Below are 23,477 nucleotides of genomic sequence, written 5' to 3' on the forward strand. Positions count from 1 at the left end.
ATGGCGTCAGCACGGCGAATGGTGGTCATCGGGGGCGACGCGGCGGGGATGTCCGCCGCGTCCCAGGCGCGCAGGCTCAGCAAGCGGGGCGAGCTGGAGATCCTCGCGTTCGAGCGCGGCCACTTCACGTCGTACTCGGCCTGCGGCATCCCGTACTGGGCCGGAGGCCTGGTCAGCGGCCCCGACGAACTCATCGCCCGGACCCCGGAGGCACACCGCGGGCGCGGCATCGACGTCCGCCTCCGCAGCGAGGTCACCGAGATCGACGCCGCCGGGCAGCGGGTCCGGGTCCGGGAGCTCGACACGACCGGCGGCGCCGAGCGCTGGCACGGCTTCGACGACCTCGTCATCGCCACCGGCGCCCGCCCGCGCCGCCCCGACATGCCCGGCATCGACGCGCCCGGGGTGCACGGGGTGCAGACCCTGGACGACGGGCAGGCGCTGCTCGACACCCTGGAGGGCCGCACGGTCGAGCGGGCCGTCGTGGTCGGCGCCGGATACATCGGGGTCGAGATGGCCGAGGCCCTCACTCGCCGCGGCTGCCGCGTCACCGTCCTGGAGCGCGGCGAACAGCCGATGGCCACGCTCGACCCCGACATGGGGCGGCTGGTGCGCGAGGCGATGACCGGGCTCGGCATCGACACCGTGACCGGCGCGGAGGTCGCCGAGGTGCTGACCGGCGAGGACGGCCGGGTGCGCGGCGTGGCCACCAAGGTCAGCGAATACCCGGCCGAGCTGGTCGTGCTGGGCCTCGGGGTGGCCCCCGAGACCCGGCTCGCCCGGGAGGCGGGGCTGCCGCTGGGCGCGTCGGGCGGGCTCCTCACCGACCTGGCCATGCGGGTGCGCGGCCACACCAACATCTGGGCGGGCGGCGACTGCGTCGAGGTCCTCGACCTGATGTCCGGCCACCCCCGGCACATCCCGCTGGGCACCCACGCCAACAAGCAGGGCCAGGTCATCGGCACCAACATCGGCGGCGGCTACGCCACGTTCCCCGGCGTGGTCGGCACCGCGGTCAGCAAGGTTTGCGATCTGGAGATCGCCCGCACCGGGCTGCTGGAGGCCCAGGCGCAGGAGGTGGGGCTGCGCTTCCACGCCGTCACCATCGAGTCGACCAACCGCGCCGGGTACTACCCCGACGCCCGCCCGATGACGGTGAAGATGCTCGCCGAGCGCCGCACGGGGCGGCTGCTCGGCGTGCAGATCGTCGGCCGGGAGGGCGCGGGCAAGCGCGTGGACATCGCGGCGGTCGCGCTGACCGCCGGGATGACGGTCGAGCAGGTGGCGTCCCTGGACCTGGGATACGCCCCGCCGTTCTCCCCCGTCTGGGACCCGGTACAGGTAGCGGCCCGCAAGGCGGCAGCCGCCGTACGGGAGGCCGCGGCGCGCTAGGGGGGGGCCAAGTCCCGTCGGGCCCGCAGCGCCTGGCACGCTCCCCCGGCTATCGCTGGGAGGTGCCCCCTCTCGCTGCGTTGTCCGGCTCGCCCGAGTAGGCCCGCCCCCAGACTCCGTCCGGGAGGTGTCCCCGCGAGGACGGCCCTCCGCCTTGCGATCGCACGCTCCCCCGGCTCCCGCTGGGAGGTGCCCCCCTGAGCCGCGGGCTGCTCCAACGCGACTTTGCGGACACCCCCTGAGGCGCCGCCGCAGGCGTGTCAGCGGGCGGTGTGGGTGTGGACGTACTCCACGAGCCGGGTCAGGGCTTCCGGGTCGGTGGTCGGCAGCACTCCGTGGCCGAGGTTGAAGATGTGCCCCTCAAGCCCCCGGGCCGCGTCCAGCACCTCGGCCGCCTTGGCCTCCACGGCCTCGCGCGGCGCGAACAGCACGGCGGGGTCGAGGTTGCCCTGCAGCGCCTTGCCGGGGCCCACCCGCCGGGCGGCCTCGTCCAGCGGCACCCGCCAGTCGGCGCCGACGACGTCCGCCCCCGCCTCGCCGAGCAGGCCGAGCAGCTCACCGGTGCCGACGCCGAAGTGGATGCGCGGCACGCCGTACCCGGCGACGGCCTCGAAGACCTTCGTCGAGGCGGGCATCACACTGCGGCGGTAGTCGGCCGGGGCCAGGGCGCCGACCCAGGAGTCGAAGAGCTGCACGGCCGAGGCGCCCGCCTCGATCTGTACCTTCAGGAAGGTCGCCGTGATGTCCGCGAGCCGGTCGAGCAGATCGGCCCACAGCTCCGGGTCGCCGTACATGAGCGCCTTGGTGTGCTCGTGGTTGCGCGACGGACCGCCCTCGACCAGATAGCTGGCGAGCGTGAAGGGCGCGCCCGCGAAGCCGATGAGGGGCGTGGCGCCGAGCTCTCCGACGAGCGACCCGACAGCCTCGGTGACGTACTTCACATCATCGGGATCGAGCGGACGCAGCCGCTCCAGATCTGCGCGGCTGCGGATGGGCTGCTCCACGACGGGGCCGACGCCGGGCTTGATGTCGAGGTCGAGCCCGATCGCCTTGAGCGGTACGACGATGTCGCTGAAGTAGATCGCCGCGTCCACCCCGTGACGGCGCACCGGCTGCAGCGTGATCTCCGTGACCAGGTCGGGCCGCATGCAGGACTCCAGCATGGCGGTGCCCTCGCGGACCTTGCGGTACTCCGGCAGCGAGCGCCCCGCCTGCCGCATGAACCACACCGGGGTATGCGGCACCGGCTCCCGCCGACAGGCCCGGAGGAAGGCCGAATCGGCACACGGATTGGCCGCCGGGCGGCCGGTCTGCTGCTGGCCCGAGGGCCGCTCTGTGGCGCTCATGCACCAAATCTTCGCACGGGCCGAACGAGTGACCCGCCAACCCGGGTGTTCCTCCCCGGTTGGAGCCCTCACTGCGCCTAGTCTTCCGGGCATGGCAGCGGTTCAAGGACACCTCTCGAACGGTGCTGACGGCCCGGACGCGGGCGGGGAAGGTGCCCCGCTCGCCTTCCGGCGCGCGGTCACCGGTCTGTGCGCGGCACGGGTGCGGCCCGAGGTGGAGCTCGACCCGACCCCACCACCGCGCCGACTGGCGCCGTTCTCCTACGCACTCGAAGCGGTGGTCACGGACACCACCGCCGACGACGACGAGGAGGAGCTGGCCGAGGGCCGGCTCATCCTGCTGCACGACCCGGCGGGCCACGACGCCTGGCGCGGCACCTTCCGGCTGGTCACGCTGATCCACGCCGAGCTGGAGCCGGAGATCGCGGCGGACCCCCTGCTGCCGGAGGTGTGCTGGTCGTGGCTCACCGGCGCGCTCGACGCGCGCGGGCTCGGCTGCACGGAGCCCAGCGGCACGGTGACGCGCGCCAGCTCGCACTACTTCGGCGGGATCGGGGAGCGGGAACCCTCGACCCGGATCGAGATCCGCGCCTCCTGGACGCCCTCGGACCACCCGTCCCCCGAAGCGGCCCGCCCGGAGCGGGCGGACGAGGCGGCGGAGCCGCTGGGCGTGCCGGACACCGGGGCGCACCTGGCGGCCTGGTGCGATCTGCTGTGCCAGATCGCCGGTCTGCCCCCGGCCGGGACCACGGAGGCGGGCGTCGTCTCCCTCCCCCAGCGCCGGGGCCCCGGCGGGACGCGCTGATCAGTGCGCGCTGATCGGCACACGCCGATCGGCACACGCCGATCAAACACACGCTGAGCGACCCGCGCTGATCAGCACTGATCGCTCAGCAGTCTGAATTGCCCGAATTGTTACTCACCAAATCGTGATCATTCCCTAAAGCTGGACCGAATCGGTGCCGAAGGAGTGGTGACCCGTCCCACCACTTTCCAGGAGGCCTGGTGTCTGTTCTCCTCGAGCAACCGTCCAGCCTGGTCGCCTATCGCCCGAACAAGCCGACGGCCATGGTCGTCGTCGCCGACCCCCGCGTTCGTTCCACCGTCACCCGTCACCTGTGGGCCCTCGGGGTGCGCGACGTCATCGAGGCGTCGTCCGTCGCGGAGGCCCGCCCCCGTATCGGCAACCCGCGCGACATCTGCGTCGCCGACGTCCACCTCCCCGACGGCTCCGGCCTCACCCTGCTGTCCGAGACCCGCGCCGCGGGCTGGCCGAACGGCCTGGCCCTCTCCGCCGCCGATGACATCGGCGCCGTGCGCAACGCACTGGCCGGCGGCGTCAAGGGCTACGTCGTCACCGGCACCCGCACCAACCTGGGCCTTCCCGGCCGTCCCGGCGCCGCCCCCATCGGCGCCGCCGCCGCCCGGATGCACCGCCGCCCGCCGGGCGCCCCCGGTCACCCGGGTGGTTACCGGGAGTTGTCGGGACGCGAGGTCGAGGTGCTGAGGCTGGTTGCGGAGGGCCAGTCCAACAAGGCCATCGGCGTCTCGATGGGCCTGTCCGCACTCACCGTCAAGAGCCACCTCGCCCGGATCGCCCGCAAGCTCGGTACCGGAGACCGGGCCGGCATGGTCGCGGTCGCCCTGCGTACCGGCATCATCCACTGAGTCCTGGGGCGGGAATTCCCGCCCCGCACCGCCCTCGCGCCCGTCGACGGAACGTTCCGTCGACGGGCGCCCTGTGTACGCGGCGTACACAGCTACCCTTGACAGGTGACCGACGCCCAAGAGACCGCAGCAGAGACGACACTGCGAACCACCGGGGGCGCTCCTCCGGACGACCTCCCCCCGGCGCCGGTCCCCTTGCTGGAGCCGCGTGAGGGCATTCCGCCCGTCACCGCCGACCCGGCCGCGCTCGCCGACGTCGTCGCGGCCTTCGCCGCCGGCCACGGCGCCGTCGCCGTCGACGCCGAGCGCGCCTCCGGCTACCGCTACGGACAGCGGGCCTATCTGGTCCAGCTGCGCCGGGCCGGAGCGGGGACCGCACTGATCGACCCCGTCGGCTGCCCCGACCTGTCGGGTCTGGGAGCCGCCATCGCCGACGCCGAGTGGGTGTTGCACGCCGCGACCCAGGATCTGCCGTGTCTGCGTGACATAGGCATGGTCCCGGACCGGCTCTTCGACACCGAACTCGCGGGCCGGCTTGCCGGGTTCGCCCGGGTGGGGCTCGGCGCCATGGTCGAGAACATCCTCGGCTACGCGCTGGAGAAGGGACATTCGGCCGTCGACTGGTCGACCCGCCCGCTGCCCGAGCCGTGGCTGCACTACGCCGCGCTCGATGTGGAGCTGCTGGTCGACCTGCGGGACGCGCTGGAGGAGGAGCTGACCAGGCAGGGGAAGCTGGAGTGGGCGCATCAGGAGTTCGCGGCCATCGCCGCGGCCCCGCCCGCCCCGCCGCGCAAGGACCCCTGGCGCCGTACATCGGGGATGCACAAGGTCCGGCGCAGACGGCAGATGGCCGTGGTGCGCGAGATGTGGACGGCCCGGGACCGGATCGCCCAGCGCCGTGACGTATCGCCCGGCAAGGTGCTGGGGGACTCGTCGATCGTGGAGGCCGCGCTGGCGCTGCCCGCGAACGCCCGGGCGCTGTCCGCGCTCAGCGGCTTCGGCCACCGGATGAGCCGCCGCCAGCTGGAGCAGTGGCAGGCCGCGGTGGACCGGGCCCGGGACCTGCCGGAGGCCGAACTTCCGCAGCCCGGCCAGCAGGTGGCCGGTCCGCCCCCGCCGCGCGCCTGGGCCGACAAGGACCCCGCCGCGGCGGCCCGGCTCACGGCGGCCCGCACGGCGGTGACGGCGCTGGCCGAACGGCTGAACCTGCCGCAGGAGAACCTGATCGCCCCGGACACCGTCCGGCGGCTGTGCTGGGAGCCCCCGGCGGAGCCGACGACGGACGCGGTGGCGGACGTTCTCGCCGCTCATGGCGCCCGCCCCTGGCAGATCGACCAGGTCTCGACGGTCCTGACCGGCGCCCTGCGGGCGGAGTCGACGTAATCTCTGCCCCGATGTGACGCGCGTGGACCGGCGGCCTCGGCCGCCGGTCCGCTCCCGGTCCGCTCCCGGCCCGGCGCACCGCTCCGACCTGTGACCTTCGACGCTACGGCGGTGAAGACTGGGCAGCGTGGTTACTCATAAGTAGCATGAGGGTGTGGAGGCGCGCCGATGGCGTGCCCGCAGCAGTGCCATCCCGCACCTGGAGGAGAGCCAACGTGCCTCGTACCGCTAGGGACGTCGTCTTCGTCGACGGCGTCCGTACCCCGTTCGGCAAGGCGGGCCCGAAGGGCATCTACCACGAGACCCGCGCCGACGACCTGGTCGTCAAGTGCATCCGGGAGCTGCTGCGCCGCAACCCGGATCTGCCGCCGGAGCGCATCGACGAGGTGGCCGTCGCCGCGACCACCCAGATCGGGGACCAGGGCCTGACCATCGGCCGCACCGCGGGCATCCTGGCCGGGCTGCCGCAGTCCGTCCCCGGCTACTCGATCGACCGGATGTGCGCCGGTGCGATGACCGCCGTCACCGCCACCGCGGGCTCCATCGCCTTCGGCGCGTACGACGCCGTCGTCGCGGGCGGCGTGGAGCACATGGGCCGTCACCCGATGGGCGAGGGCGTCGACCCGAACCCGCGGTTCGTCTCCGAGAAGCTGGTCGACGAGTCGGCCCTCTTCATGGGCATGACGGCGGAGAACCTGCACGACCGGCTGCCGCACCTGACCAAGCGGCGCGCCGACGAGTACGCGGTGCGCAGCCAGGAGAAGGCCGCCAAGGCGTACGCCAACGGCAAGATCCAGCAGGACCTGGTGCCGGTCTCGGTGCGCCGCACCACCCCCGAGGGCGGGGAGACCGGCTGGGGGCTCGCGACCGCGGACGAGCCGATGCGCCCGGGCACCACGCTGGAGAACCTGGCCACGCTGAAGACCCCGTTCCGGCCGCACGGCCGGATCACCGCGGGCAACTCCGCGGGGCTCAACGACGGCGCCACCGCCTCGCTGATCGCCTCCGAGGACTTCGCCCGGGAGCTGGACCTGCCGGTCAGGATGCGCCTGGTGTCGTTCGCCTTCGCGGGCGTCGAGCCCGAGGTGATGGGCTACGGCCCGGTCCCGGCGACGGTCAAGGCGCTGGCCAAGGCCGGTCTGACGATCGATGACATCGGCCTCTTCGAAATCAACGAGGCGTTCGCCGTCCAGGTGCTGTCGTTCCTGGACCACTACGGCATCGCGGACGACGACGCGCGCGTAAACCAGTACGGCGGCGCGATCGCCTACGGCCACCCGCTCGCCTCCTCCGGCGTCCGTCTGATGACGCAGCTGGCGCGGCAGTTCGAGGAGCAGCCGGAAGTCCGCTACGGCATCACCACCATGTGCGTCGGCTTCGGCATGGGTGGCACCGTGATCTGGGAGAACCCGCACTTCGAGGGGAACAAGTGACTACCACCGCAGAGCTTCTCAAGGGAGCGGCCGAGCTGTTCCCGGACGAGGTCGTGACGCAGGCGCACGTCCGCCACCTCGACCTCCCCCAGGACGCGGGCCGCTTCGCGCTCATCACCCTGGACAACGGTCTTGACCACACCAAGCCCACCACCTTCGGCCCGGCCTCGCTCGCCCTCCTGAACGCGGCGATCGACCAGGTGGAGAAGGAGGCCGCGGACGGCGAGATCACCGGCGTCGGGGTCACCGGCAAGCCGTTCATCTTCGCCGTCGGCGCCGACCTCAAGGGCGTGGAGCTGCTGAAGCGCCACGAGGACGCGCTCGCCATCGGCAAGGGCGGCCATGAGGTCTTCAAGCGGCTGGCCGACCTTGCCGTGCCCACCTTCGCGTACTACAACGGTGCGGCGATGGGCGGCGGTGTCGAGGTCGGTCTGCACTGCTCCTACCGCACCGTCTCGGCCGCGCTGCCCGCCTTCTCGCTGCCCGAGGTCTTCCTCGGTCTGGTCCCCGGCTGGGGCGGCTGCACCCTGCTGCCGAACCTGATCGGCGCGGACCGCGCGGTCTCCGTCATCATCGAGAACTCGCTCAACCAGAACAAGCAGCTGGGCGGCAAGCAGGTCTACGAACTCGGGATCGCGGACGCCCTCTTCGAGGGCGCCGACTTCCTGGAGCAGTCGCTGATCTGGACCGCGGCCGTCCTCCGGGGCGAGATCGAGATCGCCCGGCCCGAGATCGACCGCGGCGACGCCTGGCACGAGGCCGTGGTGCGCGGCCGCGCCTTCGCCGACAGCAAGGTGCACGGGGCGGCCCCGGCCGCGTACCGCGCGCTGGAGATCATCGACGCGGCCCGCAACGGCGACCTCGCCCGCGGCTACGAGGCCGAGGAGACGGCGCTCGCCGACCTCATCATGGGCGCCGAGCTGCGCAGCGGCATCTACGCCTTCAACCTGGTGCAGAAGCGCGCCAAGCGGCCGGCCGGTGCCCCGGACAAGTCGCTCGCCCGCCCGGTCGGAAAGGTCGGCGTGGTGGGCGCGGGGCTGATGGCCTCGCAGCTCGCGCTGCTCTTCGCGCGCCGTCTGGAGGTGCCGGTCGTGCTGACCGACATCGACCAGGCGCGCGTCGACAAGGGCGTCGGCTACGTCCACGGCGAGATCGACAAGCTGCTGCTCAAGGGCCGGATCAACCAGGACAAGGCCAACCGGCTCAAGGCCGCGGTGACCGGCTCGCTGGACAAGGCCGCCGCCTTCGGGGACGCCGACTTCGTCATCGAGGCCGTCTTCGAGGAGATGGGCGTCAAGCAGCAGGTGTTCGCCGAGGTCGAGGCGGTCGTGCCGGAGCACGCCATCCTCGCCACCAACACCTCCTCGCTGTCGGTCAGCGAGATGGCCTCGAAGCTCAAGCACCCCGAGCGGGTCGTCGGCTTCCACTTCTTCAACCCGGTGGCGATCCTGCCGCTGCTGGAGATCGTCCGCGGTGAGAAGACCGATGACGCGTCGCTGGCCACGGCGTTCGGGGTGGCCAAGAAGCTGAAGAAGACCGCCGTCCTGGTCAAGGACGCCCCGGCGTTCGTCGTCAACCGCATCCTGACCCGCTTCATGGGCGAGATCCAGAACGTCATCGACGAGGGCACCCCGGTCGACGTCGCGGAGCGCGCGGTCGAGCCGCTCGGGCTGCCGATGTCCCCGCTGGTGCTGCTGGAGCTGGTCGGCCCGGCCATCGGTCTGCACGTCTCCGAGACGCTGCACGGCGCGTTCCCGGACCGTTTCACGGTCTCGGAGAACCTCAAGCGCGTCGTCGAGGCGGGCAAGCGCGGCTTCTACGTCTACGACTCCGGAAAGCCGGAGCTGGACCCGGAGGTCGCCGCGCTGCTCCAGCAGGGCGACACGGTCCTGCCGGAGGAGCAGGTGCGCGCCCGGGTGCTGGACGCCGTCGCGCAGGAGATCGGCCTGATGCTGGACGAGGGCGTCGTCGCCGAGGCGCAGGACATCGACCTGTGCCTGATCACCGGCGCCGGATGGCCCTTCCACCTGGGCGGTCTGACGCCGTACCTGGACCGTGAGGGCGTCGCGGAGCGGGTGAACGGCAAGCGGTTCCTGGCCCCGGGGATCGCGAGCGTCCCGGCGTAACACCGCACGCCGCGCCGTCATCGGGCGCCGGGTGGGTCAGCGGACCCGCCCGGCGCCCGTGTCGTCAAGCCCGTGCCCTCAAGCCCGTGTTCATCAAGCCCGCGTCGTCAAGCCCGTGTCATTCCCCGGCCCGGGACCAGGCGCGCAGGGCCAGGCCCCGTTCGTCCGTCTTCTGACGGGCCACCAGCAGACCGCCGTCCGGCGCGAGCGCGGCCAGGACCACCAGCCCGCGCCCGTCGACGGCCAGCGCCGGGTGCTCGGCGCCGGAGTCGCCGGACGGCGTCCACCACACACCCGCCGCCTCGTCCTCCGCCGGATGCGCGGCGACGGCCAGCCGTCCGCTGGAGGCGTCGCGGTGCGCCAGGACGGTGCAGTCGTGGCCGTCCACCGGGGCGCGCAGCACCGCGACCGGGCCGGTGCCCGTCGCCCCGCCCAGCGACGCGGGGGCCGGGGCGTTCGGCCGCCAGGCCAGGACCTCGCCGCTGTGGGCGTCGCGCCAGTAGTGGGTCAGGGTGCTGGGGCTGCTCTCCACCGCGGACGCCGAATCCGGCCGGACGTCGGCGGGTATGTCCTCGCCGCGCTTCGGGGCGACCCCGGGCTCCGGCTGGTACCAGCGCAGCGCGACGCCCTTCCCGGCCGGGGCGAGCAGTTCGAGACGGCCGTCGGCGGTCACGGCCGCCGACAGCCCGCCCAGCACGTCCGTGCCCTTCCAGTCCGTCCACCGTTCCCACGTCCCCTTCTTGGGGTCCTGCCGCCGCGCGCTGACCCCTCCCCCGGCGTTGCGGACGAAGACGCGCAGCGCCCCGGTGGAGTCCACCGCCGCGGCCGGTGCGCCGGTCCGCCGCGCCTTGGCGCGGTCCTTGGGGTGCGGGGTGCCCAGGGAGTGCCACGCGGTCAGCGCGCGGCCGGTCTGGAACTGGGTCGCGTGGACGAGGTCGGTCTGTGGCCCGTCCTTGCCCTCCGTGTGCCGGAGCCCCACGAGATGGGCGTAGCCGTCGGCACCCTGAGCCACCGTCACCCCGGAGAGTCCGGGGACCTCGATCAGCCACGGGCCCGTCCAGTCCGGCCCGCCGGGGCGTTCTTCGGTCCAGCGGGCGACACCCCCCGCCACCGGTGCGTAGGCCGTGAGCCTGCCGTCCTTGCCGCGGAGCAACCCCAACGCCATGGCCCGCCGCCAACCTTCCCGCGTCGATCTTCCTGATCCCCGTCGCCCATAGTATTTTGCCTGGTCTATGAGTGGTCTTGTCGGGCTCGTCGTCGTGGACGCAGCGAACGTGGTCGGATCGGTGCCGGACGGCTGGTGGCGCGACCGGCACGGGGCGGCCGAGCGGCTGCGCGACCGCCTCGGCGCGGTCGCGGTGAGCGGCGTCCCGGAGCGCGCGGGCGTCCCCGACTGGGCCCGTCAACCGCCGCTGGACATCGTCCTGGTGGTGGAGGGCGCGGCGCGCGCGGTGGAGCCGGTGGAGGGCGTACGGGTGGCGGCCGCGCCGGGCAGCGCGGACGACCTGATCGTGGATCTGGTGGCCGCGCGCGAGCCGGGGCGGCCCTGTCTGGTGGTCACGGCCGACCGGGAGCTGCGGGACCGGGTGACGGCGCTGGGCGCGGAGGTCGTGGGCCCCCGCAGCGTCAGGGGATAGACGTACCGTCAGGAGCGCCTCGTCAGCTGACGGACGCGGCGTCAGTCGCGGGTGCCATCCGCGGTCACCCGGCTGTGCCTGCGCCCGTACAGGACGTAGAGGACGACGCCCAGCACCATCCACCCCGCGAACCGCAGCCAGGTCTCCGCGGGCAGATTCAGCATCAGCCACAGCGACGCCGCCACCGACACCATCGGCAGCACCGGCACCCACGGCGTGCGGAAGGCGCGGGGCAGGTCGGGGCGGGTGCGGCGGAGGACGACGACACCGAGGGCGACGACGACGAACGCGAAGAGGGTGCCGATGTTCACCAGGGCCGCCAGCGCCTTGATGCTGGTGAACCCGGCGACCACGGCGATGATGAAGCCCAGCAGAATCGTCGAGCGGTACGGGGTGCCGAACCGCGGATGCACCTTGGCGAACACCCGGGGCAGCAGCCCGTCGCGGCTCATCGCGAAGAAGACCCTGGTCTGCCCCAGCAGCAGGATCATGCACACGGTGGTGAGCCCGACCGCGGCGCCGAAGCTGATGAGGCCCGCGTAGGCGGGGTGTCCGGTCGCCTTGAAGGCGTCGGCGAGCGGGGCGTCGACCGTCAGCCGGGTGTACTTCTGCATGCCGGTGACCACGATGGACACCGCGACGTAGAGCGTGGTGCAGATGAAGAGCGAGCCGAGGATGCCGCGCGCCATGTCGTGCTGCGGATTCCTGGTCTCCTCCGCCGCGGTGGCCACCACGTCGAAGCCGATGAACGCGAAGAAGACCACGGCGGCGGCGGTGAAGATCCCGGCGACGCCGAAGGACGTCGGCTGGTATCCGGCCATCAGCTGGATCAGCGGCGCCCGCAGCCCGGCGGCAGCGGGCGTGGCCTGGGCCTCGGGGATGAAGGGGTGGTAGTTGTCCGCGTCGATGAAGAAGGAGCCCGCGATGATGACGAGCAGGACGACGGACACCTTCACCGCCACCACGACGGAGGTGACGCGCGCGGACAGCTTCATGCCGAGGACCAGGATCGCGGTCAGCACCAGCACCAGGAGGGCGGCGAGGATGTCGAAGGTGAAGCCGCTCGCCGCGTCGGGGCCGGAGAGCACGGCGGGCAGCCGCCACCCCGCGTTGTCCAGGAGCGAACGTACGTAACCGGACCAGCCGACCGCGACCACGGCGGTGCCGAGCGCGAACTCCAGGACCAGGTCCCAGCCGATGATCCAGGCGGGCAGCTCGCCGAGCGAGGCGTACGAGAAGGTGTACGCGGACCCGGCCACCGGCAGGGTCGAGGCGAACTCGGCGTAGCACAGCGCGGCCAGCGCGCACACCACGCCCGCGACCACGAAGGCCAGCGCGGTCGCGGGGCCCGCCTCCTGCTTGGCGACGGCCCCGGTGAGCACGAAGATGCCGGTGCCGATGATGACACCGACGCCGAAGACCGTGAGGTCCAGGGCGGACAGCGACCGGGTGAGGGCGTACTCGGGCTCCTCGGTGTCCTGGATGGACTGCTCGATCGACTTCGTCCGCAGATAATCCGGCCGGGCCTTCCTCCGGGGGCCGCTCCGGCCTCCGTCGCCGCCTGGTTCCTCATCGCTCACCGGTGACACCTCCCGCGCCTGCCCCCGCGCGTCATGGTTCTGCCAACCGCCCGGGAGCGAAGCGCCCACACTGGGCGGCCGCGCCGATTCACCCGATGGGGGCGGCAGGCGGGAGGGGCGCTGGGCCGGTCGGAGCACGACAGGGCCCCGGCCCGGACCGCGCGGGTCCGGGCCGGGGCCCTGTCAGGCGAAAGCGGTCGCTAGGGCCTGTCGGCGGAGGTCGTCACGCCCTGCTCCTCCGTGGCGGCCGAATCCTCGTAGCCGCCGCCGAGCCGCGACACCAGGCCGGTGACCTGGCGGGCGATGTCCGGAGCGGTCAGCCCGATCTCGGACATGACCTCCTTGCGGGAGGCGTGCTCAAGGAAGCGCGGCGGGATGCCGAAGTCGCGCACCGGCATGTCGACGCCGGAGTCGCGCAGCGCCTGGGCGATGGCGGAGCCCACACCGCCGACCCGGCTGTTGTCCTCGACCGTGACGACGACGCGGTGGCGCTCGGCGAGCGCAGGCAGCTCCCCGTCCACCGGCTTGACCCAGCGCGGGTCGATCACCGTGGCCGAAATGCCCTGCTTGTCCAGGAGGTCCGCGATCTCCAGGCACATCGGGGCCAGCGCGCCGACCGAGACGAGCAGCACATCGGGGCTGTCCGCCGCGCTCGCCGCGGGCTCGCGCAGCACGTCCATACCGCCGATCCGGCCGACGGCGGCGACCTCCGGGCCGACCGCGCCCTTCGAGTACCGCACCACTGTCGGCGCGTCGTCCACCTGGACGGCCTCCCGCAGCTGGGCACGGACCTGACCGGCGTCGCGCGGGGCGGCGATCCGCAGCCCGGGGATGACCTGGAGGAGAGACATGTCCCACATGCCGTTGTGCGACGCCCCGTCCGAACCGGTGATCCCGGCGCGGTCGAGGACGAAGGTGACCCCGCACTTGTGCAGCGCCACATCCATCAGCACCTGGTCGAAGGCGCGGTTGAGGAACGTGGCGTAGACCGCGAAGACCGGATGCAGACCGCCGGTGGCCAGGCCCGCCGCCGAGACGGCGCCGTGCTGCTCGGCGATGCCCACGTCGAAGACCCGCTCGGGGAACCGTTTCGCGAACTCGGTGAGGCCCACCGGGTGCAGCATCGCCGCCGTGATCGCGACGATGTCCTCCCGCTCCTCGCCGAGCTTGACCATCTCCTCGCCGAAGACCGAGGTCCAGTCGGCACCGCCCGCCGAGATCGGCAGCCCGGTGTCGGGGTGGATCGGGCCGATGCCGTGGAAACGGTCGGTCTCGTCCTGCTCGGCCGGGGTATAGCCGCGGCCCTTCTCGGTGAGGCAGTGCACGATGACCGGGCCGCCGAAACGCTTCGCCCGCTGGAGTGCGGACTCCAGCGCCTCGATGTCGTGGCCGTCGATCGGGCCGACGTACTTCAGCCCCAGGTCCTCGAACATGCCCTGCGGGGCGATGAAGTCCTTCAGCCCCTTCTTCGCGCCGTGCAGCGTCTCGTACAGCGGGCGGCCGACGACCGGGGTGCGCTCCAGCAGGTCCTTGCCGCGGGCCAGGAACCGCTCGTAGCCGTCGGTGGTGCGCAGCGTGGCGAGGTGGTTCGCGAGACCGCCGATGGTCGGCGAGTACGACCACTCGTTGTCGTTCACGACGATGACCAGCGGACGGTTCTTCGCGGCGGCGATGTTGTTCAGCGCCTCCCAGGCCATGCCGCCGGTCAGCGCGCCGTCCCCGATGACCGCGACCACATGGTCCCCGTTGCCCCGCAGCTCGTTCGCCTTGGCGATGCCCTCGGCCCAGCCGAGGACGGCCGAGGCGTGGCTGTTCTCGATGACGTCGTGCTCCGACTCGGCGCGCGACGGGTAACCCGACAGCCCGCCCTTCTTCTTGAGCCGCGAGAAGTCCTGGCGCCCGGTGAGCAGCTTGTGGACGTAGGACTGGTGGCCGGTGTCCAGCAGCACCTTGTCCTTCGGCGACTCGAAGACCCGGTGCAGGGCGATGGTCAGCTCGACCACCCCCAGGTTGGGCCCGAGATGCCCGCCGGTCTTGGACACGGCGTCGACGAGAAAGGTGCGGATCTCCGCGGCCAGCTGGTTCAGCTGCTCCGGGGCGAGCCGGTCCAGATCGCGCGGTCCCCTGATGCCGGTCAGCAGCACCCGTGCCTCCTTGCTGTCGAGCGTCTCCATCGAACCTTGCCGGTAGCCCCCGAGAGTCTAATGCTGCCCCATCCGAACCCCCGGTTCGCCTCCGGGGCCGCCCGGCCGGTGTCGACTCTTCCCGCACCAGGAGACGGCCCCGGAGGGCACAAGGTTCCTAACCGCGACCGGCCGATCGCTGTGTTCTCCGCGACACCGAGTCGATGACCACGGCCGCCAGCAGCACCGCGCCGGTGATCATGTACTGCACGGAGTTCGCGACGCCCAGCAGGTTCATGCCCGACGAGATCGACCCGATGACCAGCATGCCGAGCATCGCCGACCACACCGAGCCGCGCCCGCCGAAGAGGCTGGTGCCGCCGATGACCGCGGCCGCGATGGCCTCCATGAGCAGGTTGCCGGTACCGGCCTGCTGGCTCGCGGAGCCGATCCGGGACGCGATCATGAGACCGCCGAACGCGGCCATGAGCCCGGACAGCGCGAACACCGAGACCCGCACGGCGACCACGTTGATGCCCGCGCGGCGGGCCGCCTCGACGCTGCCGCCCAGCGCGATCACCTTGCGTCCGTACGGGGTGCGGCGCACCACGAAGTCGAGGCCGACCAGCACCACCACGAAGATCACCAGGGCGAGCGGCAGGCCCATGTACTCGTTGAGCCGCCAGGCCGCCGCGTAGGCGATCACCGCGAGCACGGCGGTGCGCGCCAGGATCTCGCTCAGCGGCCGGGAGGGTATGCCGACCGCCTTGCGGCGCCGGCTGTCCAGGAACTGGGCGAGGAAGAACCCGGCCACCGCGACCGTCGCCGCGCCATAGGCGGCGATGAGCTGGCTGAAGTAGTGATCGGTGAGCATGCGCACGAAGCTGTCGTCGTCGATGCCGATGGTGCCGGTGGTGCCGAGCACCTGGAGCATCAGCCCGTTCCAGGCCAGCAGACCGGCGAGGGTGACCACGAACGCCGGGACGCCGATCCTGGCGAAGAAGAACCCGTGGAGCGCGCCCAGCGCCGCACCGGCGGCCAGCGCCGCGACCACGGCGAGGCCCTCGGGCACGCCGTGGCGCACGTTGAGCACCGCGAGGGTGGCCGCGGCCAGACCGCTGACGGAGCCGACGGACAGATCGATCTCGCCGAGCAGCAGCACGAAGACGATGCCGACCGAGATCATGCCGGTGCCGCCGATGAGGATCGACAGGTCGGAGAGGTTCTTGGGCGAGAGGAAGGCGCTGTCCTTGTACTGGAAGACCGCCCAGATGATGGCGATGCCGACGATCACCGGGACCGCGCCCAGGTCGCCGCTGCGCATCTTGCGGGCGAACTCGTTGAGGTAGCCCCTGAAGCCCTCCTGACGGACCAGCAGCCGCGGATCGACGACGGTGACCGCGTCCTTGGCGACCGGGCTGGCGTCGGCCGGTCCGGCCGGGACCTTGTTGCCGACGCCGTCCCCGCCGGCGCCGTCCCCGCTGTCCCCGTTGTCCGCGTCATGGGTCTTGTCGAGACGGGTGCTCACTTGGCGGCCTCCCCGCTGCGCGCCTTGCGGCGGGTCACGGCGTTGTCCGTGGCGCCGGTGATGGCGGAAATGATCTCTTCTTGAGAGGTGGTACGGACGTCGAACGTGCCGTTGTTACGGCCCAGCCGCAGCACCGCGACCCGGTCCGCGACCGCCTTGACGTCGGCCATGTTGTGGCTGATGAGGACCACGGCGAGGCCGCGCTCGCGCAGCCGCTCGACCAGGTCGAGGACCTGCGCGGTCTGCTCGACGCCGAGGGCGGCGGTCGGCTCGTCCAGGATGACGAGCTTCGGCTCGCCCAGCATCGAGCGGGCGATGGCGACGGTCTGCCGCTGGCCGCCGGAGAGCGAGGCGATCGGGATGCGCACACTGGGGATGCGGATCGACAGGGTGCTCAGCAGTTCGCGGGCCCGGCGCTCCATCTCGACCTCGTCCAGCACCCCGGCGCGCAGGATCTCGCGGCCGAGGAAGAGGTTGCCGACGACGTCGATGTTGTCGCACAGGGCGAGGTCCTGATACACCGTCGCGATGCCCAGGTCCTGGGCGTCGTGCGGCCGGGCGATCACTACGGGCTTGCCCTGCCATTCGAGGACGCCCTCGTCGGCGGGGCCGACTCCGGCGATCGCCTTGACGAGGGTCGACTTACCGGCGCCGTTGTCGCCCACCAGGGCGATCACTTCACCGGCGCGGACCTCCAGTTCGATGTCGGTGAGCGCCTGGACGGCGCCGAACCGCTTGGAGATCCCGCGCAACGCCAACACGGGTTCGTTCGGCACGATGGCCATCTCCGTTCCGGGCAGGGGCGGCCCCTGCTGTGTGACGGAGGGGAGAGGACTCTCCCCTCGGAAGGATGTGAGAGGGGTCGGGCGGGCGGGCCGCCGGTGTGGTCACGGCGGCCCGCTCCGGTCCGGCAGGGGCTGCTTGAGCCCGCTCCGGTCGTCAGGGGCTACTTGAGCCCGGCCGCGGCGCAGGCGGCCTTCAGCTTCGCCGTGCAGATCTGGGCGACCGAGTACAGACCGTCCTTGACGACGGTGCTCTTGATCTTGTCCTTGGTCAGCGAGACCGGGGGAATGAGCGTGGCCGGGATGTCCTTGGTGGTCGGGCTGTCGACCGTGCTGGTCCCGGCGGCCTTCTCACCGCGACCGAGGGCGACGGCCATCTTCGCGGCCGAGGTCGCCTCCTCCACGTAGGACTTGTAGACGCTCATGTACTGCTCGCCGCTCACCACCCGCTGCACACCGGCGAGTTCGGCGTCCTGGCCGGTGACCGGGGGCAGCGGCTTGACGCCGCCGCTCTTGAGCGCGGTGATCGCGCCGCCCGCCATGCTGTCGTTGGCGGAGTAGACGCCGATGATGTTGTTCTTGCCGACGGACGAAATGGCGCCCGTCATGGCCTTGTTGGCCTCCTCGGCCAGCCAGCGGTCGATGTCGTACGACTTGGCGATGTCCACCTTGCCCTTGAGGACCGAGAGCGCGCCCTTCTTGAACATGGCGGCGTTGGGGTCGGCCTCCCAGCCGTTGAGCATGACGACCTTGCCGTCCTTGGCCTTCTTCCCCAGGGCCTCCAGCAGCGCCTGCCCCTGGACCTTGCCGACGGTCTCGTTGTCGAAGGACGTGTAGGCGGACACCGGACCCTCGGCGAGCCGGTCGTAGGCGACGACCGGGATATGCGCCTCGGCGGCCTTCTTGACCGAACCGGAAATGGACTTGGAGTCCACCGAGTCCAGAATGATGACGTCGACCTTTTTGGTGATCATGGAGTCGACCTGCTGCTGCTGGACCGCGGGGTCCGACTTGGCGTTGGCGTACTGAATCTCGCAGTCGGCACAGTCGGCCAGGATCTTCTTCTTGATCAGAGGCCGGTCGAAGTTCTCGTATCTCGCCGTCTGGTCCTCGGGCAGCAGAAGTCCGATGGTCAGCGGACCCGACTTCTTCTTCTTGTCGCCCTTGTCATCGGCTTCCTTCGCCGAACCGCATGCGGCGAGCGAGGCTGCCATCGATACGACGGCGGTGGCAATGGCGACGCGACGCATCGTTGCGTTCATAACGGGGGTGCCTCCCTGACGAGGCCGCGTCATTGCGGCCGAGGTGGCGTGAAGTCAACTCCGGCCCCGTGATGGCGTCAAGAAGTAAATCCTTAACGAGATGGCAACGGTGCCATTCGTTATCTGAGTGAACGCAGCCGGACATGCCCGAAGAGACACGGTGCGGCCGGACAAAAGCCACTAAAGCAGGTGCACTCGGCTGCCCGAGCGGGCACACGAAATGCCCCCGGGGACGCAGGCGAAGTCCTCGGGGGTACGAAGGGTTACGGAGACGGCTCGGCCGCTCGGCCGCTCAGGCGAGTGCCGGGGTTCCCGCCGACAGCGCGCCCTCCAGCAGCGTCGAGTCGCCCATCTCGCTCAGCACCAGCGCGAGGGCGCCCAGCACCTCGGCCCGGCCGCCGAGCGCCCCGGGCATCACGGCCAGCTGACGGGCGGCGCTGGGAATGGCGTACCGCGCGACCGACTCGCGGATCGGACCGAGCACCAGCTCCCCCGCCTCGGCGAGGTGACCGCCCAGCACCATGCGGCTGGGGTTGATCAGGTTGCACAGGTTCGCCACGCCGCTGCCGATGTGCCGCCCGACGTCCGCGATCACCCGGCGGCAGCCGGGGTCGCCGTCCCGGGCGAGCTGCACCATGCGCTCGATGGTGAGGTCCGCGCCGTGGGCGGAGTGCAGCAGCGGCAGGATGTAGCGGGCGGCGGCGAACGTTTCCAGACAGCCGCGGTTGCCGCAGCGGCACACCGGGCCCGACTCGTCCAGGGTGATGTGGCCGATCTCGCCCGCCGTGCCGCCCGGGCCGCGGTAGATCTGGCCGCTGATCACCAGCCCGGCGCCGACGCCGTCGGCGACCTTGATGTACGCGAGGTCGGCGACCCCGCGCCCGGAGCCCCAGACCAGCTCGCCGAGCGCGCCCAGGTTGGCGTCGTTGTCCACGTGCACCGGCACCCCGAGCCGCTGGGCCAGGTCGTCACGCGGATTGGTGCCCGCCCAGCCCGGCAGGATCGCGGTCGAGCCGAGCGTGCCGGTCTCCACGTCTATCGGGGCCGGGACGCCGAGACCGACGCCGACGACCTTGTCCCGGCTCAGGCCTGTGCTCGTGATCAGCCTGCTGACCAGCTGTTCCGCCCGGTCCAGACCCTGCGCGGAGGAGGCGTCCACATCCAGTGGCTCCGCCTCCTCGGCCAGCACCTGGTGGGCGAGGTTGCCGACCGCGACCCTGAGGTGGGTATGGCCGAAGTCCACGCCCACGACGATGCCCGCGTCCCCGCTGAGCGAGACGCTGCGGGCCCGGCGGCCACCCGCCGAGGTGGGCGTGACCTCGACCGTTCCGCCGTCCTTCAGCTCGCGCACGATGTTGGAGACGGTGGCCGCGGACAGCCCGGTGGACCGGGCGATCTCCGCCTGGGTCAGCGAGCCCGCCATACGCACCGCGCGGACCACCCGTTCGAGGTTGGCCCGGTGCAGCGACGACTGCGATCCCGGAGTCTCCACGCCCATCCACTCCCGCCTTGTCTCCAACATGTGAACTCTAAGCTGAGCCGCCTCGCGTATGCCACGTCAAGACCTTGACATGACATTCGTTTCGTTCACATAAAAGACAGTATGCGGAATTTTATTTGAGCGCCCCCGCGGTCAGTCCGCTCTGGACCTGGCGCTGGAAGACGATGTAGGCCGCGAGCACCGGAAGCATCGCCAGCACCAGCCCGGCGAACAGCGCCGACCAGTCGCCCTTGTATTGCTGGCTGGCCGCGAGCTGCACCAGCCCCTGGGTGAGCACCCGCTTGTCCTCGTCCGTGTTGAGCACCGTGGGCAGCATGTACTGGTTCCACTGGCCGAGGAAATTGAAGATGCCGACGCTGATCAGCCCGGGCTTCGCCATCGGCAGCATGACCTGGAAGAACGTCCGGGTGTGGGACGCGCCGTCGATCAGTGCCGCTTCCGCCACCGAGGTGGGCAGGGTCTTGAAGAAGGAGGTGAGGAAGAAGACGGTGAACGGCAGCGAATAGCCGATATAGACCAGAATCAGCCCCTGGAAGGTGTTCAGCAGGCTCATGTTCTTCATGACGAAGAACAGCGGCACCAGCGCCAGGATGATGGGGAAGCTCATCCCGCCGACGAACATGAAGTAGATGACGCGCTTGCCCGGAAATTCGAAGCGGGCCAGCACATACGCCGCCATCGACCCCAGCAGCATCGTGCCGATCAGCGAACAGCCCACCACCAGAACGGTGTTGAGGAAGAAGTCGCCGATGTTGGACTTGCTCCAGGCGCGCGACCAGTTGTCGAAGTGCAGCGCGGAGGGCAGCCCCCAGGGCGAGGTGAAGATCTCCTTGTCGGTCTTGAGGGAGCTCATCACCGCCCACAGCAGCGGCATGGTGACGAGCAGCCCCCAGATCACCAGCATGCCGTGCGAGAAGACGTTGAGGACCTTGCCCTCACCGTCGGCCCGTCCCCCGGGGGTACGGCGCGGCGGCTGCTTGCCGACGGGGGCGGCGAGCGGCGGCTCGTCCTCCTTGGTGACGCCGGGGAGTTCCGAGGGCTCTGCTTGCGAGGTCACTGTGATCCCCCCAGGTCGGCGGTCGAGCGGTGGTTCGCGGGTGCGGTCATGGGCCCCGGCATCAGTACTCCAGCCGATCGCGCCGGCCGAGCCTGCCCACGACGACCGCGAAGATCAGGGTGACGATCAGCATCGCGACGCCGATCGTGGTCGCGCGTCCGGCCTGCCCGTCGTGGAACGTCTTGGTGTACACGTAGTAGCCCATGACCTGGGTGGAGTCGGCGGGTCCGCCCGGACCCACCGTCATGATCTGTACGACGGCGAACGCGTCGAGGGCGATGATGCCCATGTAGATCCAGCCGGTCTGGACGGTGTCCCACAGCAGGGGCAGGGTGATCCGGAAGAAGGTGTTGAAGCGGTTGGCGCCGTCGAGCACCGCGGCCTCGTAGAAGTCCTTCGGGATGGAACTCATCCCGGCGGAGAAGAGGACGACGTAGAAGCCGACGTTGCTCCAGACCATCACGGCCATGAGGCACCACAGCGCAAGCTTCGGATCGGCCAGCCAATCCTGCTGCAGCGCGTCCAGGCCGACTCCGCCGAGGAAGGCGTTGATCGCGCCGTTGCGCGGGTTGTAGGTGAACTGGAACAGCAGGGCGACGATCGCGATCGACAGCACCTGCGGGAAGAAATAGATCACCTTGTAAACACTGGACCCGCGCACCCCCGCGACGGCCGCGTCCTTCCGGCTGCGGCCGCCGACGTTGAGCATGAAGGCGAAGAAGAGTCCGAGACCGAGCGTCACCAGCGGCACGACCAGCAGCAGCAGAACATTGTGACCGACCGCTTTCCAGAAGAGGTCGTCATGCAGCAGCCAGTTGTAGTTCCTGAACCCGACCATCTTGAAGTCGGAACTCAGGCCCGTCCAGTCCGTGAACGAATAGTAAATGGCCTGGACGAACGGCGAGATCACGAAGACCGCGTAAAGGATCACCGGCAGGGCCAGGAACCCCGCGATGAACCGGTATTTACCATGCTGCATTTCTACCGACCTCGGACTTCCTTCGCGGGTAATGCCGCCGGTGACGCATCGAACTCCATCAGATGTGCCTCGGTCAGACGTGCTTGTACTTCTTGACGGCGTCGTCCTTCGCCGTTGCGTCGGCGAACTGCTGGCACTTCTTGATCGTCTCGGCCGGGGTCATCCGGCCCGCCATCATCTCGCCCAGCGCGCTCACGCCGATCTGCTGCTTCTGCAGCGTCACGTACCAGTCCTGGAGGCGCGGGTTGACGACGTTCTTGCCCGCCTTCTCCAGCACCTGCTGCGCGGACGACAGGCCCGGCGGCAGGGTCAGGCCCTCGGTGCCGCCGTTGAGCGAGGAGAGCGAGGAGACCTGGTGGACGAAGTTCTTGGTCGACTTCTCGCCGAGCATGATCCGCAGCAGCTCCATGCCGCCCTCGGGGTTCTTGGCCGACTTCGGCACGATGAAGGGCTCACCGCCGGAGGCCCAGAGGGTGCCGAACGGCATCTTGTCGCTCTTGTCGAGGCTGGAGGGCGCGCCCACCGACATCTGGAAGTCCTTCGGCGTGGTCTTCTTCGCCTCGTTCTCCACCCAGGAGCCGTTGGGGATGAACAGCGCCTTCCCCTCGTTCCAGGCGGTCTGCGACTCGATGTGGCTCAGCCCCGGGGTGCCCTTGAGGATGTAGCCCTTCTTGTACAGCTCGTAGTACGCCTCGAAGGCGGCCTTCACGGCCGGGTGCTTCCAGGCGTTCGGCTCCAGGTTGTCGATCGAGTCCAGGACGTCCCGGCCGCCGATCTTGGCGATGAACGGGTAGAGGCTGAACGGCAGGTAGTACGGGAACTTGCCCGGGTAGGTCCAGCCCGCGACGCCCTTCTTCTTCGCCTTCTCGCAGACCTTGAGCATGTCGTCCCAGGTCTCGGGGTACTCCGCGTCGAGCTTGGCCAGGTTGGTCTTGGAGTACCAGACGCCGTAGACGGTGTAGGCGTAGTAGAGAATCCACACCGGCTTGCCGTCGAACTGGCCCATCTCGACGACGCCGGGGCGCAGCGTCTCGCGCACCGTCTTGTTCGGGTCGTCGAGGGAGGGCGAGTCGAGCAGCGGGGTGAGGTCGGTCAGCTGGTTCTTGGCGACCAGGGTGCCGAAGTCCATCTGCTCGGCGCCGGAGTTGTCGACCAGGTCCGGCGGGGTGCCGCCGTTGAACCGCGGCTGGAGCACCGTCTGGATCTTCTGGGTCGCACCGTGCTTGATCTTGCCCTTGGTCTTCGGGTACGCCTTGGCGTACTCCGCCTCGGCGTCCTTCGCGTACTGCTGGCCGAAGCCGCCGTCGAAGATGACGACGTCGAGCGGGGCGCTCGCGTTGACTGCGAGCGGGTTCTTGGCGCTCTTCTCGCCCTTGTCGACCTTCTTCTCGTTGTCGTCGCCGCCGCTGGCACAAGCGGAGAGCACGCTCATCGCGGGCACGGTGATCAGACCGAGGGCCGCCGACCTCTTGATCAGGTCACGCCGTCCGAAATCAGGGATGTATCCCATGCTCAAGTCCTCGCCTTCGTCAGGACTCAGGCGGTGTAACGGTTTCCCGTACATGCTCGCCTCCGGGCGAGGGGCCCGACACCGCGGGTCAGTTGAAGCGTGAAGCGGGGTGGTGCTGGGTGTGCGCCGGGAGGGCTCAGAACCGCCGAGGCCTGCTCGACACGGCCGCG

18 protein-coding genes are annotated in these 23,477 nt (G+C 70.7%); 7 read left to right on the forward strand and 11 right to left on the reverse strand.

The annotated features are described in order from the left end of the window. Positions 1 to 1,392 (forward strand): FAD-dependent oxidoreductase, encoded by a 1,392-nt coding sequence (locus tag ABZ370_RS15605; RefSeq protein ID WP_358620457.1) that lies wholly within the window; start codon positions 1 to 3, stop codon positions 1,390 to 1,392. Positions 1,393 to 1,652: 260 nt separating this feature from the next. On the opposite strand, the gene hemE is transcribed toward ABZ370_RS15605, so the two are convergent. Beyond that, entirely contained in the window at positions 1,653 to 2,738 is a 1,086-nt protein-coding gene (gene hemE, locus ABZ370_RS15610) for a uroporphyrinogen decarboxylase (protein WP_358620458.1), read from the reverse strand. Positions 2,739 to 2,829: 91 nt separating this feature from the next. Between hemE and ABZ370_RS15615 the strand changes: the two genes are divergently transcribed. From ABZ370_RS15615 to ABZ370_RS15635, 5 genes are all read left to right on the forward strand, one after another. Beyond that, entirely contained in the window at positions 2,830 to 3,543 is a 714-nt protein-coding gene (locus ABZ370_RS15615; protein ID WP_358620460.1) for a DUF3000 domain-containing protein, read from the forward strand. 200 nt (positions 3,544 to 3,743) lie between these two features. Beyond that, the gene (locus ABZ370_RS15620; protein ID WP_358620461.1) at positions 3,744 to 4,406 is read left to right on the forward strand and encodes a response regulator transcription factor; all 663 of its coding nucleotides are present in this window, start codon (positions 3,744 to 3,746) and stop codon (positions 4,404 to 4,406) included. Positions 4,407 to 4,511: 105 nt separating this feature from the next. After that, complete coding sequence (locus ABZ370_RS15625) at positions 4,512 to 5,789, forward strand: ribonuclease D (protein ID WP_358620462.1); 1,278 nt, start codon at positions 4,512 to 4,514, stop codon at positions 5,787 to 5,789. A gap of 215 nt (positions 5,790 to 6,004) precedes the next feature. Then, a complete protein-coding gene (locus ABZ370_RS15630; protein ID WP_358620463.1) occupies positions 6,005 to 7,222 on the forward strand; it encodes an acetyl-CoA C-acyltransferase in 1,218 nt (405 codons plus the stop codon). Further along, entirely contained in the window at positions 7,219 to 9,348 is a 2,130-nt protein-coding gene (locus tag ABZ370_RS15635) for a 3-hydroxyacyl-CoA dehydrogenase NAD-binding domain-containing protein (protein ID WP_358620464.1), read from the forward strand. Before ABZ370_RS15630 ends, ABZ370_RS15635 begins: the two co-directional genes overlap by 4 nt. Positions 9,349 to 9,466: 118 nt before the next feature. Here the strand turns inward: ABZ370_RS15635 and ABZ370_RS15640 are convergent, their stop codons facing one another. Further along, positions 9,467 to 10,513: a hypothetical protein gene (locus ABZ370_RS15640; protein WP_358620465.1), complete on the reverse strand. Its 1,047-nt coding sequence runs from the start codon at positions 10,511 to 10,513 to the stop codon at positions 9,467 to 9,469. 67 nt (positions 10,514 to 10,580) lie between these two features. Here ABZ370_RS15640 and ABZ370_RS15645 point away from each other — a divergent pair, with 67 nt between their 5' ends. Continuing rightward, a complete protein-coding gene (locus ABZ370_RS15645; RefSeq protein WP_358620466.1) occupies positions 10,581 to 10,985 on the forward strand; it encodes an NTP pyrophosphohydrolase in 405 nt (134 codons plus the stop codon). A gap of 41 nt (positions 10,986 to 11,026) precedes the next feature. On the opposite strand, the gene ABZ370_RS15650 is transcribed toward ABZ370_RS15645, so the two are convergent. From ABZ370_RS15650 to ngcE, 9 genes are all read right to left on the reverse strand, one after another. After that, positions 11,027 to 12,496, reverse strand: a complete 1,470-nt coding sequence (locus ABZ370_RS15650) for an amino acid permease (RefSeq protein ID WP_358620922.1) — start codon at positions 12,494 to 12,496, stop codon at positions 11,027 to 11,029. A gap of 269 nt (positions 12,497 to 12,765) precedes the next feature. Beyond that, positions 12,766 to 14,739, reverse strand: a complete 1,974-nt coding sequence (gene dxs / locus ABZ370_RS15655; protein WP_358620467.1) for a 1-deoxy-D-xylulose-5-phosphate synthase — start codon at positions 14,737 to 14,739, stop codon at positions 12,766 to 12,768. A 127-nt stretch (positions 14,740 to 14,866) separates the two neighbouring features. Beyond that, positions 14,867 to 16,216 (reverse strand): sugar ABC transporter permease, encoded by a 1,350-nt coding sequence (locus ABZ370_RS15660; protein WP_358620468.1) that lies wholly within the window; start codon positions 16,214 to 16,216, stop codon positions 14,867 to 14,869. Beyond that, complete coding sequence (locus ABZ370_RS15665) at positions 16,213 to 17,001, reverse strand: ATP-binding cassette domain-containing protein (protein WP_358620469.1); 789 nt, start codon at positions 16,999 to 17,001, stop codon at positions 16,213 to 16,215. Before ABZ370_RS15665 ends, ABZ370_RS15660 begins: the two co-directional genes overlap by 4 nt. Before the next feature lie 161 nt (positions 17,002 to 17,162). Beyond that, the gene (locus tag ABZ370_RS15670) at positions 17,163 to 18,260 is read right to left on the reverse strand and encodes a substrate-binding domain-containing protein (RefSeq protein WP_358620470.1); all 1,098 of its coding nucleotides are present in this window, start codon (positions 18,258 to 18,260) and stop codon (positions 17,163 to 17,165) included. 292 nt (positions 18,261 to 18,552) lie between these two features. Beyond that, a complete protein-coding gene (locus ABZ370_RS15675) occupies positions 18,553 to 19,752 on the reverse strand; it encodes an ROK family transcriptional regulator (RefSeq protein WP_358620471.1) in 1,200 nt (399 codons plus the stop codon). 121 nt (positions 19,753 to 19,873) lie between these two features. After that, positions 19,874 to 20,818: a carbohydrate ABC transporter permease gene (locus tag ABZ370_RS15680; RefSeq protein WP_358620472.1), complete on the reverse strand. Its 945-nt coding sequence runs from the start codon at positions 20,816 to 20,818 to the stop codon at positions 19,874 to 19,876. A 61-nt stretch (positions 20,819 to 20,879) separates the two neighbouring features. Then, the gene (locus ABZ370_RS15685; RefSeq protein WP_358620473.1) at positions 20,880 to 21,797 is read right to left on the reverse strand and encodes a sugar ABC transporter permease; all 918 of its coding nucleotides are present in this window, start codon (positions 21,795 to 21,797) and stop codon (positions 20,880 to 20,882) included. Positions 21,798 to 21,870: 73 nt separating this feature from the next. Further along, positions 21,871 to 23,307 (reverse strand): N-acetylglucosamine/diacetylchitobiose ABC transporter substrate-binding protein, encoded by a 1,437-nt coding sequence (ngcE, locus tag ABZ370_RS15690; RefSeq protein WP_358620474.1) that lies wholly within the window; start codon positions 23,305 to 23,307, stop codon positions 21,871 to 21,873. Between the last annotated feature and the right edge of the window lie 170 nt (positions 23,308 to 23,477).

It is taken from the genome of Streptomyces sp. NPDC005962 (genome assembly GCF_040629205.1).
In the GTDB taxonomy this organism is placed as follows: domain Bacteria; phylum Actinomycetota; class Actinomycetes; order Streptomycetales; family Streptomycetaceae; genus Streptomyces.

Bases quoted from the DNA above. Each gene is read 5' to 3' on its own strand.
- ABZ370_RS15605 (WP_358620457.1), top strand. From the start codon at position 1: ATGGCGTCAGCACGGCGAATGGTGGTCATCGGGGGCGACGCGGCGGGG.
- hemE (WP_358620458.1), bottom strand. From the start codon at position 2,738: ATGAGCGCCACAGAGCGGCCCTCGGGCCAGCAGCAGACCGGCCGCCCG.
- ABZ370_RS15615 (WP_358620460.1), top strand. From the start codon at position 2,830: ATGGCAGCGGTTCAAGGACACCTCTCGAACGGTGCTGACGGCCCGGAC.
- ABZ370_RS15640 (WP_358620465.1), bottom strand. From the start codon at position 10,513: ATGGCGTTGGGGTTGCTCCGCGGCAAGGACGGCAGGCTCACGGCCTAC.
- ABZ370_RS15645 (WP_358620466.1), top strand. From the start codon at position 10,581: ATGAGTGGTCTTGTCGGGCTCGTCGTCGTGGACGCAGCGAACGTGGTC.
- dxs (WP_358620467.1), bottom strand. From the start codon at position 14,739: ATGGAGACGCTCGACAGCAAGGAGGCACGGGTGCTGCTGACCGGCATC.
- ABZ370_RS15665 (WP_358620469.1), bottom strand. From the start codon at position 17,001: ATGGCCATCGTGCCGAACGAACCCGTGTTGGCGTTGCGCGGGATCTCC.
- ABZ370_RS15670 (WP_358620470.1), bottom strand. From the start codon at position 18,260: ATGAACGCAACGATGCGTCGCGTCGCCATTGCCACCGCCGTCGTATCG.
- ABZ370_RS15685 (WP_358620473.1), bottom strand. From the start codon at position 21,797: ATGCAGCATGGTAAATACCGGTTCATCGCGGGGTTCCTGGCCCTGCCG.
- ngcE (WP_358620474.1), bottom strand. From the start codon at position 23,307: ATGGGATACATCCCTGATTTCGGACGGCGTGACCTGATCAAGAGGTCG.